The organism is Methanobrevibacter smithii ATCC 35061, from assembly GCF_000016525.1.
Taxonomy (GTDB): Archaea; Methanobacteriota; Methanobacteria; order Methanobacteriales; family Methanobacteriaceae; genus Methanocatella; species Methanocatella smithii.
This window is the reverse complement of sequence record NC_009515.1, coordinates 953,704-969,712: the sequence shown is the minus strand read 5'-3', so window position 1 is coordinate 969,712 and position 16,009 is coordinate 953,704. Positions and strand designations below refer to the sequence as shown.

The 16,009-nt window shown below is 31.6% G+C and carries 11 protein-coding genes; 9 read left to right on the top strand and 2 right to left on the bottom strand.

Annotation, left to right across the window (positions count from 1 at the left end; translation table 11 throughout):
- The first annotated feature begins 138 nt into the window (after positions 1-138).
- The 6 genes from MSM_RS05050 (at position 139) to MSM_RS05025 (ending at position 6,483) form a co-directional block, all read left to right on the top strand.
- On the top strand, positions 139-897 hold the full coding sequence (locus MSM_RS05050; protein WP_011954227.1) for an ABC transporter ATP-binding protein: 759 nt from the start codon (positions 139-141) through the stop codon (positions 895-897).
- Positions 869-2,113, top strand: coding sequence for a SufB/SufD family protein (locus tag MSM_RS05045; RefSeq protein WP_011954226.1), 1,245 nt, complete (start codon positions 869-871; stop codon positions 2,111-2,113). The genes MSM_RS05050 and MSM_RS05045 overlap by 29 nt, the downstream gene beginning before the upstream one ends.
- Before the next feature lie 318 nt (positions 2,114-2,431).
- Entirely contained in the window at positions 2,432-2,857 is a 426-nt protein-coding gene (locus MSM_RS05040; protein ID WP_004032932.1) for a hydrogenase iron-sulfur subunit, read from the top strand.
- 15 nt (positions 2,858-2,872) lie between these two features.
- Positions 2,873-3,799 carry an NADH-quinone oxidoreductase subunit B family protein gene (locus tag MSM_RS05035; RefSeq protein ID WP_011954225.1) on the top strand — a complete coding sequence of 309 codons (927 nt, stop codon included), beginning with the start codon at positions 2,873-2,875 and terminating at the stop codon, positions 3,797-3,799.
- A gap of 1 nt (position 3,800) precedes the next feature.
- Positions 3,801-5,225: a Ni/Fe hydrogenase subunit alpha gene (locus MSM_RS05030; protein WP_011954224.1), complete on the top strand. Its 1,425-nt coding sequence runs from the start codon at positions 3,801-3,803 to the stop codon at positions 5,223-5,225.
- A gap of 16 nt (positions 5,226-5,241) precedes the next feature.
- A complete protein-coding gene (locus MSM_RS05025) occupies positions 5,242-6,483 on the top strand; it encodes a 4Fe-4S binding protein (protein ID WP_011954223.1) in 1,242 nt (413 codons plus the stop codon).
- A gap of 45 nt (positions 6,484-6,528) precedes the next feature.
- On the opposite strand, the gene pyrC is transcribed toward MSM_RS05025, so the two are convergent.
- Complete coding sequence (gene pyrC, locus MSM_RS05020) at positions 6,529-7,773, bottom strand: dihydroorotase (RefSeq protein ID WP_011954222.1); 1,245 nt, start codon at positions 7,771-7,773, stop codon at positions 6,529-6,531.
- 169 nt (positions 7,774-7,942) lie between these two features.
- On the opposite strand from pyrC, the gene MSM_RS05015 reads away from it, so the two are divergent.
- The 3 genes from MSM_RS05015 (at position 7,943) to MSM_RS05005 (ending at position 14,582) form a co-directional block, all read left to right on the top strand.
- Positions 7,943-10,333: a right-handed parallel beta-helix repeat-containing protein gene (locus MSM_RS05015; RefSeq protein ID WP_011954221.1), complete on the top strand. Its 2,391-nt coding sequence runs from the start codon at positions 7,943-7,945 to the stop codon at positions 10,331-10,333.
- Positions 10,334-10,553: 220 nt separating this feature from the next.
- Positions 10,554-13,409, top strand: coding sequence for a right-handed parallel beta-helix repeat-containing protein (locus MSM_RS05010; RefSeq protein WP_011954220.1), 2,856 nt, complete (start codon positions 10,554-10,556; stop codon positions 13,407-13,409).
- Positions 13,410-13,499: 90 nt separating this feature from the next.
- Positions 13,500-14,582 carry a nucleotidyltransferase family protein gene (locus MSM_RS05005; protein ID WP_011954219.1) on the top strand — a complete coding sequence of 361 codons (1,083 nt, stop codon included), beginning with the start codon at positions 13,500-13,502 and terminating at the stop codon, positions 14,580-14,582.
- Here MSM_RS05005 and MSM_RS05000 read toward each other — a convergent pair.
- The gene (locus MSM_RS05000) at positions 14,571-15,917 is read right to left on the bottom strand and encodes an LIM domain-containing protein (RefSeq protein WP_011954218.1); all 1,347 of its coding nucleotides are present in this window, start codon (positions 15,915-15,917) and stop codon (positions 14,571-14,573) included. The two genes, MSM_RS05005 and MSM_RS05000, sit on opposite strands and share 12 nt — an antisense overlap.
- Between the last annotated feature and the right edge of the window lie 92 nt (positions 15,918-16,009).

Here is a 16,009-nt window from a genome sequence, read left to right as displayed (position 1 = left end):
ATTTGATTTATTCATTGATTGAATATTAACTTCTTTTAAACATTTAGATGTGGGATTTATAATTATAACATATTTATATATCTTAATTTAAATGTAATAATGTTATATAATTTATGTCTTTTTAAATAAGGTGATAAAATGTTACTTGAAATTGAAAATTTGGCTGTGGAAGTGGCCGGTAAAAGAGTTCTGAAAGATATTAATCTTTCAATTGATGAGGGGGAGACTCATGTTCTTTTAGGTCCGAATGGTGCCGGTAAAAGTACATTGTTTTTAACAATTCTTGGTTTTCCACAATATAATGTAGTTAATGGATCAATTAAATTTAAAGGTGAAGATATTACTAATTTAACTACAGCTGAACGTGTCCAATTAGGAATTGGAGTAAGCTTCCAATCTCCACCGTCTATTCGTGGAGTATCAGTTCGTGATTTACTTAAAATAGAATCCCATCAAGAAATTAATGAACCGTTAAATGCCAGAATGTTGGAATTGGCTCAAAAACTTAAATTCAATGATGAATTTTTAGACAGGGATGTTAATTTCGGATTTTCCGGAGGAGAAATTAAACGTTCTGAAATTTTACAATTACTCGCTCAAATGCCTGATTTCACCATGTTTGATGAACCGGATTCTGGTGTGGATATTGAAAATGTGGAATTAATAGCTGGTGAAATTGGTACTTTACTTGATAAGGATATAAAGCATGATTCCAGAAAAAGAAGCGGTCTTTTGATTACTCATTTAGGTTATATTTTGAACTTTGTAAGTGCGGATAAAGCTCATGTTTTAATGGATGGTAAAATAGCTTGTTCAGGTAATCCTGCTGAGATTATTGAGGATATTAGGAAAGAAGGATTTAACGGATGTGTTGAATGTGCGCAATGTATTAAATGATGCCGAAAGAGCTAAAGATAAAAAAGCTCCAATTGGTGTAGATGTTACAATTGAAAATTTTTCAGATGAAATTATAGATGGAATTGATCTTTTAGATGATTTAGATGATGTATCTAAAAAAACTAAAAACACTCTTTTGAAAGTTGGTGTGGATACTGAAGAAAAAGGAAGGTCAGGTTCATTTTTACAAGTTGATCAGTCCAATATATTTACAAATAATTCAATGTCCAATTCAGTTGAAGTTATGAATATTGGTGTTGCTCTGGATAAATATCACTGGGTTAAAGATTACATGTGGAATGTTGTAAAACCTGATGCAGATAAATATACTGCTAAAACCGCTTTACGTGAAGAAAAAGATGGAATTAAAAGTGGATATTTTGTAAGGTCCTTACCTGGAACTAAGGAAGTTTTCCCTGTACAAGCATGTATGTTTATCAGTGATGAGGATATTATGCAAACTGCACATAATGTTATCATTGCTGAAGAAAACTCTGAATTACATTTGATTACAGGCTGTGCAACTGGTGAAGATGTTTCATCTGCAATGCATGTCGGAGTATCTGAATTGTATGTAAAACCAGGTGCTAAAATAACTTTCACTATGGTTCATAACTGGGCAGAGCAGGTTGAAGTACGTCCAAGAACAGGAATTAAAGTTGAAGAAAACGGTACCTATTTAAATAATTATATTTTAACCAGTCCTGTTAATACTCTACAGTCCTATCCTACTGCTTATTGTGACGGTGCAAATTCAAGAGCTATTTTCCAAAGTATTCAAGGAGGTAAAAAAGATTCTATTATTGATGTAGGATCAAGAGCTTACCTTAATGCTCCTGGTTCAAGAGGAGAAATTATTTCCCGTGCAGTATCTCAGGATGAATCTCAAATATTTGCTAGAGGACATTTGGCCGGAACTGTTCCTGAAGTTAAAGGTCATCTGGAATGTCATGGATTAGTATTGTCTGATGATAGTATGATTTATGCTGTTCCTGAACTTGAGGCAAGTTCTGCAAATCTTGAAATGTCTCACGAAGCAGCAGTTGGAAAAATCGATGAAGACGAAATCAATTATTTAACTTCAAGAGGAATAACTGAAGAAGAAGCAGCATCCATGATTGTAAGAGGTTTCTTAAGTATGGATATTACTGGACTTCCTGATGAATTAGCTGCTGAAACTCAAAAAATGATTGATATGAGCGTAAATGGGATGTAATCCCTTTTTCTTTTCTTTTTTTTAAATTTTAACTTTTTTTATTAATTTCTAAAAATCTTGTTTTATAGTATATAAACTTTTTGGCTTTAAGTTCTAAGTAACCTTTATATTAATTATTATAGTAATATATTAATCAGTACGTTAATGTTATGCTGAGCTAGCTCATTAAGTACATAAAATTGTGAATTAAGGTAAAAAATTAAGGTATGACTAAATTTTTTGTCTTAAAGAAGAATTTAAAAAATTTTTTAAATTTGAATTCACTGGTTTGAAAATAATTTCAAATTAGTAAAAATATTATAGAGGAGGATAAACTCTATGGCTGATGATGTAAAAATTGTAATGTTTTGTTGCAACTGGTGTTCCTATGGAGGAGCAGACACAGCAGGTACTGCAAGGATGCAATACCCACCGAATATTAGAGTTATTCGTGTAATGTGTTCTGGAAGAATTGACCCACAATTTGTGTTAAAAGCATTTAAAGAAGGGGCTGATGGTGTATTTGTAGCTGGATGTCACATGGGTGACTGCCACTATGATGCTGGAAATTATAAGTTAGATCGTAGAATGAGATTAATCTACAAACTTGTTGAAGATATGGGAATTGGAAAAGAAAGAGTTCACCACGATTGGATTTCTGCATCCGAAGGTGAAAAATTCTCTGAAGCTGTTAAAATGATGGTTAACAGAATCAAAGAATTAGGTCCTGCACCATTGAAAGAACAATTAGATGCTGAAAACTAGATTGGAGGAGTTATTATGGCTGATAAAGTAAAAATAGGAACTATGTGGTTAGGCGGATGTTCCGGTTGCCACTTATCAATTGCTGATTTCCACGAATCTTTATTAGATGTTTTGGAATTAGCTGATTTTGAATTCTCCCCTGTACTTATGGATACCAAATACGATGAAGTACCAGAATTAGATGTTCTCATCGTAGAAGGTGGAATTAGGAACGAAGAAAACAGGGAATTAGCTGAAATGTTAAATGAAAAAGCTAAATTAGTTATTGCTTACGGAACTTGTTCATGTTACGGAGGAATTCCTGGACTCGGTAACTTATGGACTGTAGATGAATTAGAACAAGAAGCTTACATTAATTCATGCTCTACTGTTAACCCAGAAGGAATTATTCCTAATGAAGATGTACCAGCTCTTGAAAGCAGGGTAAGACCATTAAGTTCAGCAATGGACATTGATTTAATTATTCCAGGTTGCCCACCTCGTTCTGATGTTGTAGCTGAAGCTGTTTTAACATTATTACGTGGAGAAACTATCGAATTACCTTCAACTAACCTTTGTGAAGTATGTCCTAGAGAAAAACCACCTGCTGGTTTAGCTATGGACTTCATTAAAAGACAATTTGAAGTTGGAGCTCCTGAAAAAGATTTATGTTTAATTTCCCAAGGTTTAATCTGTATGGGTCCTGCAACTGTTTCCTTATGTGGAGCAGAATGTCCTTCTATTGCAATTCCATGTAGAGGATGTTACGGTCCTACTTCTAAAGTATTAGATCAAGGAGCAAAAATGATTAGTGCTATCGCATCTGATTATGGTGTAGATGAAGATAAAACTGTTGATCCTGAAACTGTAGCAGATCAATTAGATGATATTGTAGGTACTTTCTATACTTACACATTACCTGCTGCTTTAGTCCCTATGAAAATGCAGAAAGGAGGAGAATAATATGGTAAAACTTACTATGGAGCCTGTAACACGTATTGAAGGTCACGCTAAAATTACTGTACAGCTCGATGATGATGGAAATGTAGTCGATACAAGATTACATGTTATGGAATTCAGAGGTTTCGAAAAATTCTTACAAGGTCGTCCAGTTGAAGAATTAGCTAGGATTGTACCAAGAATTTGTGGTATTTGTGATGTTCAACACCACTTAGCAGCTGCAAAAGCAGTTGACCAAATTTTCGGTTTCGAAGATGAAAAAATCTTACCAACAGCATATAAAATGAGAGAAATTATGAACTGGGGTTCATTCATGCACTCCCACGCACTTCATTTCTACTTCTTAGCTGCTCCTGATTTAATCATCCCTGACGGAACCAGAAAAACCAGAAATGTTTTCCAAATTATTAAAGATCAACCTGAAATTGCACTTCAAGCAATTGAACTCAGAAGAAATGGTTTAGAAATTGTAAGAAAAATCGGTGGTCGTCCAATTCACCCAATTTCCTCTACTCCTGGAGGTATTTCAACTGAATTAGATGATGAAACTCAAAAAGATTTATTACAAAGAGCTCAAAGAAACGTAGAATTAGCACAAGCTACTCTCGACTTAGCTAAACCTATTTTCGAAGAAAAAATAGACTTAGTCAATTCTTTAGGTTACTTTGGTGACACCAGACACTGTGGTCTTGTAAATGACGGTGTATGGGATGTTTACAACGGTGACGTAAGAATAAAAGATGTTGATGGTAGTATCTACACTGAATACAAAAACTTAGAATACAAAGATGTTGTTGCTGAACATGTAAAACCTTACTCTTGGTTAAAATTCCCTTACATTAAAGAATTAGGATACCCAGAAGGTATTTACAGAGTAGCACCATTATCCAGGATTAACGTTGCTGATAAAATGCCAGATGCAGCACCTCTTGCACAAGCGGCATTTGAAGAATTCCATGACAAATTTGGATATGCACAAGCACCATTATTATTCCACTGGGCAAGACTTATTGAATTATTAGCATCTGCTGAATGTGCTGCTGATGCATTAGACCAAGATTTATCTGGTCCAAAATTCCCAGAAGAATTAGAAAGAACTGCTGGTGAAGGTGCAGGTATTGTAGAAGCTGCTCGTGGTACTTTAATACACAACTACGCATGTGATGACAATGGTTTAGTAACTGAAGCTAACATTGTTGTAGCTACTATCCAAAACAACCCAGCTATGGAAATGGGTATTCAACAAGTAGCTAAAGATTACATCAAACCTGGTGTAGAAGTAGACGATAAAATATTCAACTTAATGGAAATGGTTATCAGAGCATATGACCCATGTTTATCCTGTGCAACTCACACTATGGATAGCCAAATGAGATTAGCTGAAGTAGATATTGTAGACAGTGAAGGAAACATCATTAAAAAATTCTAATTGAGGGGTTTTAATAATGATAGTATTTAATGAAGATGGCTGTATTAGGTGCGGTGCTTGTGAAGGTACCTGCCCAACCTCAGCTATTGATGTAACACCTACTTCCATTATTCACTGTGATACTTGTGGAGGAGAACCAAAATGTGCTGATGTTTGTCCTGAAGGCGCATTAAAAGTAGAAACATATTCTATTGCAGAAGGTGCTGAAGAGCAAATAAGGTTAGTATTCAATTCTACTTTATGTAATTCCTGTGGTAAATGTGAAGAAGCTTGTCCACAAGACACTATTAAACTCACTGGAAACGATTTAATGGAAGTTGAAGGTTTCTGTGTAATGTGTCAAAAATGTGTAGACATCTGTCCTGTTGATGTAATTGGTATTCCAGGTATTGTAGAACCTAAAGGTGAAGTTATTGACCTTGACGGTAAAGGATCTATTTACATTAATGATTGTGTAGGTTGTGGAACCTGTGTAGATCCATGTCCTGTTAGTGCAATTACTCTTGATGAAATTGGAGGAACCATTTCAATAGCTGATGATGTTTGTATTAAATGTGGTTTATGTTCACAAACTTGTCCTTGGAATGCAGTATTCATTGCTGAGAAAAAACCTGCAAAACGTGCTAAAACCATTAATGCTTTCGATTTAGAATTATCTAAATGTATCGGATGTAATACTTGTGTTGAAGCATGTCCTGGAGACTTTATCAAAGCTAATTCTGCAAACTTGTCAGTTTTAATTCCAGATGCATGTGCTGCATGTCAATTATGTGTAAAACTCTGTCCTACTGATGCATTAAGTATGGATGTTGAATGGGCTGAAGGAGTTCCTGCAGATACTGAAGGATTAGGCTATGATGCTGAAAAATGTGACTTTGTTGGTGCATGTGCTAATAAATGTCCTACTGAAGCAATTCGTGTAGTAACCAAAACTGGTATGTTATGTCCTGCATTAGAAGAAACAGATGCTGAACCATCTTTTGCAAGCTGTATTAGATGTGGAGCATGTGCTGCAGTTTGTTCAAATGATGCTTTATCTGTTGGTTCAATAGAAAAAGTTATTGATGGCGAAACTGTAACCAGAGACAGAATAGAATTTAACCCATACAAATGTAACGAATGTGGTGACTGTATCGAAGCATGTCCATATAATATGCTCCATGCAACAGGTAATGAAAAATTCCCAATTATGGGATTCTGTACCTTATGTGGTCAATGTATTGATGCATGTCCTAAACACGCTTTATATGATGTATAGGTGTATTACACCTTTTCATCATTTTTCTTTTTTTTTAAAAATTAGTTATAATTTATTTGCTACTATTTTACCATTTATTATAGTCATTACTGCTTCTCCAGCATATTCCTGACCGTCAAATGGTGAATACTGTGCTTTTGTTTTGAAATTTTCAATATTGATTTTACCTTCTTTTTTCAAATCAATAACTGTAAAATCAGCATCTTTTCCGATAGCTATTGATCCTTTATTTTTTAAATTGTAAAGTTTAGCAGCATTTTTGGATAATATTTTTGGAATCAGTTTCAAGTCAAGATTTCCTCGGTTTACCTGTGTCAATAAGAGTGGAACTACAGTTTCCAATGCAGGAATTCCCGGTGAAGAACTCCATACTCCCTGATTTTTATCTTCTAATGTATGTGGTGCATGATCAGTTCCGATAATTGTGTTTTCATCAATATCGCTTATGTTTATTTTATATTTAGCTTCTCTTAATGGAGGATTCGTTTTTATCATAGTGCCGTAAGTATTGTATGCACTGTTGTCTAACAGTAAATGATGTGGTGTAAATTCATAGCTTACATTATTTTTTCTGGCTAAATTTAGAGATTTTTTAGAGCTTAAATGACAAATATGCAAGTTTAAATTATTTTTACGGGCTAATTCAATAGCCTGTTTTACAGATTCATCTTCTGCTTTTGCAGGTCTGGCATAGCTGTAGTCAAGAGGGATATTTTCTTCTTTTTGTTTTAATTTATTGGTTTCTTCATTTATGATGGCTTTATTTTCACAATGTACTGCTACAAGACCGTTATATGGGGTGCTTTCTTTTAAAGTTCCCAAATCTTTAAATATTTGCTCTAAAGTTTCATTATCTTCCAGATCCATAAACACTTTAAAAGCTATTGGGTTTAAGCTGATTATTTTTTCCATTTCTTCTAAAGTGTTCCATCCTGCCTGAAGCTCGTAATTTACAATGCTTTTTTCATCAGCTATAGCTATTTTTTCTTTTAGTGCATCGTAGGTGTTTGTTTTAGGGATGGTATTTGGCATGTCTATAACTGTTGTAAATCCTCCATTAGCCGCACTTTCACTGCCGGTTTTGAAATCTTCTTTTTGTGTTAGTCCGGGGTCTCTAAAATGAACATGGGGGTCAATAAAACCTGGGAGAAGTAAATTTCCTTTAATGTCAATTTTTTTACCGCCTTCAAATGGTATTTTTGATATTTTGGCTATTTTTCCATTTTTAATTCCAACATTGAAATTTCCTGTTTTATTGATTAGCTTACAGTTTTCTATTATGGTGTCCATTTTTTATCCCTCTGTTAACTTTAGTTTTGGTTTTTTAAGTTAATATCTTTTTAGTTGTTTATATTTTATTAAAAAGTTTTAAATATTGTATATTGTAATACTTTAATTAATAGTCAATTTTTCTTTAATTTTTATTGACTATATTGAATTTAAATGGAGGTGAAAAGAATTGAATTTTAAATTAAAGATTTTGTTTTTAGGATTGTTACTGGTTTTATGTGTCAATTCAGTTTCTGCTGCCGATTCTTTGAATAATATGACTTTAAATGATGATGTTTTATTGGATGGGTCTGATTATGTTGTTGGTGAAACTATTTTGATTGATCATGATGTTTCAATTGCTGCTAAGGATCATTCCACTATTTCAGCGGAAAATAATAATGTTATTTTCAATGTTTCTTCAAATGCAAAGTTAACTTTATCTAATCTGAATCTGACTAATGCCAATGGAGTAAAAGGTGGAGCTATTTACAATAACGGTGTTTTGGTATTAAATAATTGTACTTTTGTGAATAATAAAGCAACTTTTGGGGGAGCTATTTATAATAATGGAACAATGATTTTAAATAATTGTACTTTTGAATTTAATATTGCTTCAGTTAGTGGTGGAGCTATATATAATCTTCAGGATGATTTAACTATTCATGATTCAACTTTCATTGGAAATTATGCAAAAATTAAAAATGGTATTTTACAGGGAGGAGCAATAGCTAATTATGCTAATAATTTAACTGTTGACAACTGTTCTTTTGTTAAAAATCATCTGTTTAATACTAACTGGTATAAAAACGGAAAAATGTATGGTGGAGCTATTTATAATTCCGGAAACAATTTAATAGTTAAAAATTCTAAATTTAATGGAAATTATATTTATGGATATACTGACAGCATGAATAAACATGTGGATTTATCTGATAAATATGGTGGGGCTGTTTACTCAAATGCAGATATTTCAGCTTTTTTAAATAATGAATTTGATTCTAATGAAATATATTCCATGTTGTCTTCATATGTTACTAAAAAAGTATACTTAAGCAATAAAGGTATAGCCAGTGCTATTGCAGCATATAATAAAGTAATTATAATTAACAACACCTTTTCAAATAATTCTGCAGCCTGCCCGCCTATAAATATTGACAATGGTGAAAGATGCATTATATTAAACAATACTTTTATTAATAATAATGCAAGATCTCTTGCACAGTCCATAAAGATGGATGGAAATAATACTTTTATTGCAGGCAATACTTTTTATAGGGATGAAAATGCTACTGATAAAGGTTATTTTGAAAATCCTGATTACTGGGAAGTATATGAAATTTTAATTGATGGAGGTGTAAATAATACAATTTCTTATAATTATTTTGAAAATTCCAATGGAATTCATTATCTCAATTCATTTGGTGAGGATAAAACTGCCAATTTAACTATTAGCAATAATGTGTTTAACAATTCCAAGAAGTCTGTTTTTGTAGAACATATAAATAATGTGGATATAACTTCAAATGTATTTATAAATTCAAATTATGCTATTAGTACTTACACTGGAAGACATATTAATATTAAAAATAATTATTTCTATGGTGGAGGTTCAGATAACAGCTCCCGTAAGGGGTATATTGATATAAACTCTCATTTCACAGATATTTCCGGAAATGTTTTTAGAAAAATAGGTACTGAAGACAGTTTTGGCCCTGTTATTTATATTAAGGTAAGAGATAATATTACAATTGCAGGTAATGCATTCATTGAAAATACTGTTGCTCATGGTAATGGAATTATTTCTTCATTGTTTGGAGGATTTTATTATATTGATGGTATAACTGATGTTGATGGTCCTTTAGGTAATGTTGAAGTTAATCATAATTATTTTGCAAACAATTCCCTTAATGACGGTGCAATATTTGAGTCAAGAGCTTCAAAAATTAATATTGAACATAATATCATTGAAAATAATGATGGTTTAATAATTTTAGCTAATGAAACATACTACAAAACCCAATATATGAATTTTACTAAAAATCAGATTAAAGATTTTACTGGCGATATAATGGATTATAGCTACTTCTATAATTCTAAAAATTTTGATGGTTCAGCTAATGAAGAATATACTGGGGACAGCACCTCATTTTTAGATAAAATATTTGATTTTGTTAAGAATTTATGGGATGAGTATGTCAAAGGTAAAAATTCTGTTAAAGATCCAAATAATGTAGATACTAATAAAAACACAACCAGTTCAGGTTCTGATGTTGCTGATAATACTGATGATTCAAGAGATGATATTAAAAGTAATTCTACAGATTCCAGTGGAGATTCCGATGTTGGTGATAGTTTAGATAAATCACATTATTCTGCTAAGAATAGCCTTAGTGAATCTGAATCAAATGTGGGTGATAGTTCATCCGGTTTGAGTAGTGATTCTTCTTCACCTGAAGTTCATGAACTTGAAAAATCCAATGTTTCTAAAGATATTGCTGATGATAATTATCTGATTTGGATTGTTTTGGTTATTGTAGTTATATTTGCATTATTGGCTATCGGATATAATAAAAGATAATTTTTGAGGTTTTTCACCTCTTATTTTTAATTTTTTGTTTTTTTATGGGGCTATTTAAATATAATCTAGTTTGAATATTGTATTTTTGTTTAATTATCCTGTTTTTTTTTTAAAAAATATAACATTTAAATATTTTAATTTTCCATATATTATATATCAAAAATATTTTAATTATTTACAAATATTTTTGATTAGATTATAAAATGGAGGAAACATATTAATGAATTTTAAGTATTTAATATTTTTATGTTTGATGTTTATTGTTTCAATGGGTGCAGTAAGTGCTGCAGATGATGTTAACAGCACTTTCAATGCAAATATTGATGTAAATGATGTGCCTGTTGATTCAGTTATTATTGATAATCCTATTTATACAAATAATGCAAAGGAATACACAATAACAAATGACAATTATGGAAATTATTTTGATAATGAAACTGGTGATGCATTAGAAGAGGCTCCTTTTAATAATGGAGATATTTTAAAAATTGATAATGTGTCTGATAAATATTTTGTAATAAATAAAAATTTAACTATCATGCCTGCGGGAGATAATATTACCTTGAAAAATGTAGGGTTTAATTTTGTTCCTGGAAGTGAAGGTTCTGTTGTAAATGGGTTAACTATTGACAATAATGTTGGCAAATGGAGTAATAATGATGCTATACAATTAGTACCTATTTTAATTCAGCATGCTAAAGATATAACCGTTATTAATTCTTATATTCATTCATCAGCAGCTTCTGTTCCAGCAATTAACGGGGCGATTTATATGATGAATGCTTCTTATTGTAATATCAGGAACAATACCATTTCTCAATCTTCAGGTAAAACTCCAATACAGATTGTTTCATCAAGTTATAATAATATGACTGATAATAAAATATATTCTAAAGCTTCAAATGTTATTTTTATAGGAATGGGTTTCAATACTTATAGTGTAGCTGGTATTAGTGAATTCAACATATTTAAAAACAACATCATAAATGGAACTACTGGTATAAGTTCTGCGGGGTGTTATGCAATTAAGTTGCAGGGCAATTCCAAGCAGAATAAACTCGTTGGTCAGAATACTTTTATAGGTAATGTCATATCTAATGCATTTGTAGGTGTTAATGCTGTGGCAGATGTTGGGGAAGTAGTTATAATTAATAACACTTTTGTTAATATTAAAACAGGAATTGATGTGTCCACTAATGTTGTTGGTGGGGGTATAGTTGTTAAAGGCAACTCTATAAATGTATCTAATATTGGTATTTCACTTAAAAAAGGATATGGTATAATTGAAAATAACACAATTGATGCTGTTGGAGATGGAATTCAACTTGCTGCAAATGCAAAAAATATTACTGTAGACAATAATGTGATTATTTCCGGTAAAAATTATGCAGTATCTGTTGCAGGTACTACAGGTACCAATACATCCATAACTAACAATTATATTATTTCTAAAGACTATTATGGAAATGGTGCGGTTACTTCAAAAAGCAACGATACAATAATAGAAAACAACACTCCTGCTGGTGCTTCAATCAATGCAGATATATCTGCTATCATAAATAAAAATGCTACAATCAAAATTGATGTTTTACCATTTGATGCTAATGGTAATGTAACTATTAAGTTTAATGGAAAATCTGAAACTATTAATTTCAACGCTTCACAAACTATTGTTTATGATTTGGGAGTTTTAGGTGTTGGAGATTATGAGGTTACTGTAATTTATAATGGCAATGCTAAATATAATGCAACCAACATTACTAAAACTTTTTCAATTGGCAAAATTTCTGATTATAATGTAACTTTAAACACTACTGATGTTGTCGCCGGTGAAAATTCAACTCTTGTTATAATTTTACCTGAAGATGCAACTGGTGTTGTCAATGTTACTGTTGGAAAAGATTCATACAAAGCAAATGTAACTGATGGAGTAGCTAGTGTAAAAATCAACTCTTTAATTGCTGGTGATTATAAAGTAAATGTTACATATTCAGGAGATAAAACTTATGAAGTTTCAAATAATGTATTTAATTTAGCTGTTAATCCAATGAAAGTTAATTTAAATATTTCTGATGTTGTAATGTTCTATCGTGATGGAACAAGAATGGCAGCTATTTTAACTGATATTAAAGGCAATCCTATAGCTAATGCAACATTATACTTTACAATTAACGGTCAAACATATAAGAAAACTACTGATGCTAATGGAACTGCTTCTTTAGGCATTAATTTAGTATCAAAAATATATAATGCAACTGTTTCTTATAATGGTTCAGATATTTATGATAAGCTCTCTAAAAACATTACTGTAACTGTCAATCCAACTATTTTAGCTAATGATACTGTTTTAATGTATAAGGACGGCACTGAGTTTGTTGCAAAATTCTTGGATAAAACCGGAAAAGCATTAGCTAATACTTCAGTTAAATTCAACATCAATGGGGTGTTCTACACTAAAACTACTGATGCTGAGGGTATTGCTAAATTAGGTATTAGGTTGAGGCCTGGAGCTTATATTTTAACTGCTTATAATGATATAACTGGTGAAGAAAAAGGATTTGATGTAACTGTCAAATCTTTAATTGCAGCTAATGATTTAACTAAATATTATATGAATGCATCAAGATTTGAAGCAACTATCTACAATAAAGATGGAACTTTAGCTATCAATAAAAATGTAACTTTCAATATTAACGGTGTATTCTATCACAAAACTACTGATGAAAATGGTGTAGCTAGTTTAGGTATTGCTTTAAGACCTGGAAATTACATTATTACTACTATTGTTGATGATTTGGCTATGGGTAATAATGTAAATGTATTGCCGACTTTAGTAACAAGTGATCTCTCTATGAAATACCTTGACGGCAGCAGTTTTACTGCTCAAGCATTAGACGGTCAAGGCAATCCATTAGCTAATCAGAATGTATCATTTAATGTAAATGGTGTATTCTATCACAAAGTAACTGATAAAGATGGTATTGCATCATTGAATATAAGGTTAATGGCTGGACAATATATTATTACTTCATATTGGAACAGTTTCCAAGTGGGAAACACTATAAAAATAGCTTAAAGGGGATTTAATTAAATCTCATTTTTCTTTCTTTTTTTTTAAAATTATAAATCATAAAATTTTTTTAATTTAACTTTCATATTATAAATCATGTCATTAACTGAAGATATTCTTAGGCGTGATGAGGAATTATTTTTCAATGATTTGAATATAACTTCCGAAACTTTGGACAACAATTCTGAAACGAAATTGGTTGCTGACTTTACTGAGTATAATCCTTTACATAATGGTCATTTTCATTGCATGAAAGTTGCAAAGTCACAAGTTCCTGATGCATTATTTGTAGCTATTGTGCCTGGGCTCTTTGAGCGAAGTGGGAGAGGTATTCCATATATACTTCCACGTGAAATTAGGGCAAAAATAGCCATTTCAGTAGGTGCAGATATTGTTGTTGAAGGTCCGCCTATGGGAATTATGGGCTCCGGCCAGTATTCTCTGTCATTGGCCAAGATGTTTAAAGCTTTAAACACGGATTATATTCCGAGAGGTTATAAAGAAGTTCCAAATTTTGATTTAATAATGGATAGAATATCTAAAGGCCATTGGGTAGCTCCAAAACCTTATAAAATAATTGATAAAACAGTTAATGAAGTTCTTCTGAGAGACAAACTTGAAGAGGATAATTATGTTATAGCTTCTTTTTCAAATTCTTTAAGTAAAATCAACTTTGATTATGAAAACAAGTTCATTTTTGTAAAACGGATTGAAGGTGTAAGCGGAACTCTGATTAGGCAGTCTATTGTTGAAAATAACTTTGATAAAGTTAAGGATATGATGCCTGACAAAACAATTGAAGTTTTGAAACATGAAATAGCTAATGATAATCTAATTTATAATGTCAGAGATGAGGAAGCTATTTTAAATACTGCAAATACTTTTGATTTTGACACTTTAGCTAGTTTAAACATGTTTAATGAAAGATTGGCCAACACTATTTTCAATAATGCTCCTTTTGATAATGTTGATGAAGTTCAAAAAGTCATTGGAAGAGGTTTTTCAACACATTTCAGTGAAAGAATACTAAGCATTTTAGAAGTTCCTATTTCTAAAAAGGTAATTTCAGAATATATTGAAAATTATCCTGCAAAAATTAGAGTGTTGGATTATAAAAACAGTGAAGTTTTAGAAAAATTTAGAAAAAAAGTAAATAATGAAATTGAATTATTTCATTAAATTACCTATTAATTCTCCAGGGTCTTGAAGACCAAATATAGCATCTAAAAATGTAGGGTAGCTGCTAGTTAAGAATAACAGGTATACAATGTAGAATAATACGATTATTATAGCTATTATCAGTATAATAGTTAATATAATATCCACAATTCCAAAAGACTCTTTTTCATCTTCGTATCTGATGTTATGAATAGGTTTTTTGGATTTTTTTGGCTGTTCTCTACGGATATTTAATTGTTCACGTATTTGTCTGTCTAATTCCTGTTCTTCTTCATAACTTCTACGTGGTTGCCTTATTTGGGGTTCTTGTTGGTAGTAACTTTGTTGTTGTCCATACATTTCTTCATTAGCCTGTGGGATGTGTGTTTGTTCTCCAATTTGCTGAGGAGCATAAGCAGGTTCTTCCATTGTTTGCGGTGTATATTCTTCTATTGGTTGGGATGTTGGAGGAACATATGGTTTTTTAGTTAATGAACCGTATTCTGCTTCATCTTTAGCTAATTGTTCTTCTAAAGGAACTTCTGTTTCATCAAAGTATAAATCATCCAAATATCTTTCGTATTTTTCTTCTAAAGCTTTTCTTGCACTTGTTTCTTCAGGTTCGTAAGTATGATCTGGATAAATGTAATCCTGAGGTCCTTGTTGCTGCGGTGCTATCTGTTCCTGTGAATAGTAGTCAAATTCATTTTGAGCACTTTGTGGTTGCTGTCTCAATGTTTGCTGTTGATTTTCAACAATATTTTGACCTATACTTTGATCTTGATTTATATTATTGGACGGTTCTAAATAAGGTGCGCTTTCTTTTTTAAAGTATGATTTTGGTGTTTCATTAATTTCTTTAGAATAATCCATTCCTTTTATATTGTATGGGGAATCCTCTGCAATAGCTTTGCTAACCTCTTCTTCAGGATAATAATCCTGTTGTGGTGAATTGTTATAAACTTGTGATTCTTTTTGCAAATCACTTGCATAAATACTTTCATTGTTCTGGTCTAAATTGCTACTTAAATCACTGGCAAAAATAGCTTTTTCTTCTTTTGGAGATTGGTAAATAGATTCCTCATAAATATCTTGAGGTTCTTGGTATATGTTTGGTTCTTCTTTTTTACCAAGCCTTACAGGTTCAGGTCTTTCTGTAATTTCTTCGCTAGCTGTATTCTGTGTTTCTTTTTTTTCATCAGTTTTATTATTTAATCCGATTCCTACAATTTTTTCCAAACATTCTTTACAATACATTTTGCCAGCAATTTCCAAACTGCATTCTTCACATACAGATTTTCCGCAGATGGCACAGGTATTAACACCTTCTTTGTTTGGATGATAGTAACATTCCATAAATATACACTCTCTAATTTGTATTTATTTAATAAATCAAGAAATTATTTATAAAATATATTTATATTTTTTATTTATATAAAAGTTCCTAT

What these genes read in the sequence shown, in the direction of transcription:
- MSM_RS05050 (WP_011954227.1), top strand. Translation starts at nt 139, where the DNA reads ATGTTACTTGAAATTGAAAATTTGGCTGTGGAAGTGGCCGGTAAAAGA.
- MSM_RS05040 (WP_004032932.1), top strand. Translation starts at nt 2,432, where the DNA reads ATGGCTGATGATGTAAAAATTGTAATGTTTTGTTGCAACTGGTGTTCC.
- MSM_RS05035 (WP_011954225.1), top strand. Translation starts at nt 2,873, where the DNA reads ATGGCTGATAAAGTAAAAATAGGAACTATGTGGTTAGGCGGATGTTCC.
- MSM_RS05030 (WP_011954224.1), top strand. Translation starts at nt 3,801, where the DNA reads ATGGTAAAACTTACTATGGAGCCTGTAACACGTATTGAAGGTCACGCT.
- MSM_RS05025 (WP_011954223.1), top strand. Translation starts at nt 5,242, where the DNA reads ATGATAGTATTTAATGAAGATGGCTGTATTAGGTGCGGTGCTTGTGAA.
- pyrC (WP_011954222.1), bottom strand. Translation starts at nt 7,773, where the DNA reads ATGGACACCATAATAGAAAACTGTAAGCTAATCAATAAAACAGGAAAT.
- MSM_RS05010 (WP_011954220.1), top strand. Translation starts at nt 10,554, where the DNA reads ATGAATTTTAAGTATTTAATATTTTTATGTTTGATGTTTATTGTTTCA.
- MSM_RS05005 (WP_011954219.1), top strand. Translation starts at nt 13,500, where the DNA reads ATGTCATTAACTGAAGATATTCTTAGGCGTGATGAGGAATTATTTTTC.
- MSM_RS05000 (WP_011954218.1), bottom strand. Translation starts at nt 15,917, where the DNA reads ATGGAATGTTACTATCATCCAAACAAAGAAGGTGTTAATACCTGTGCC.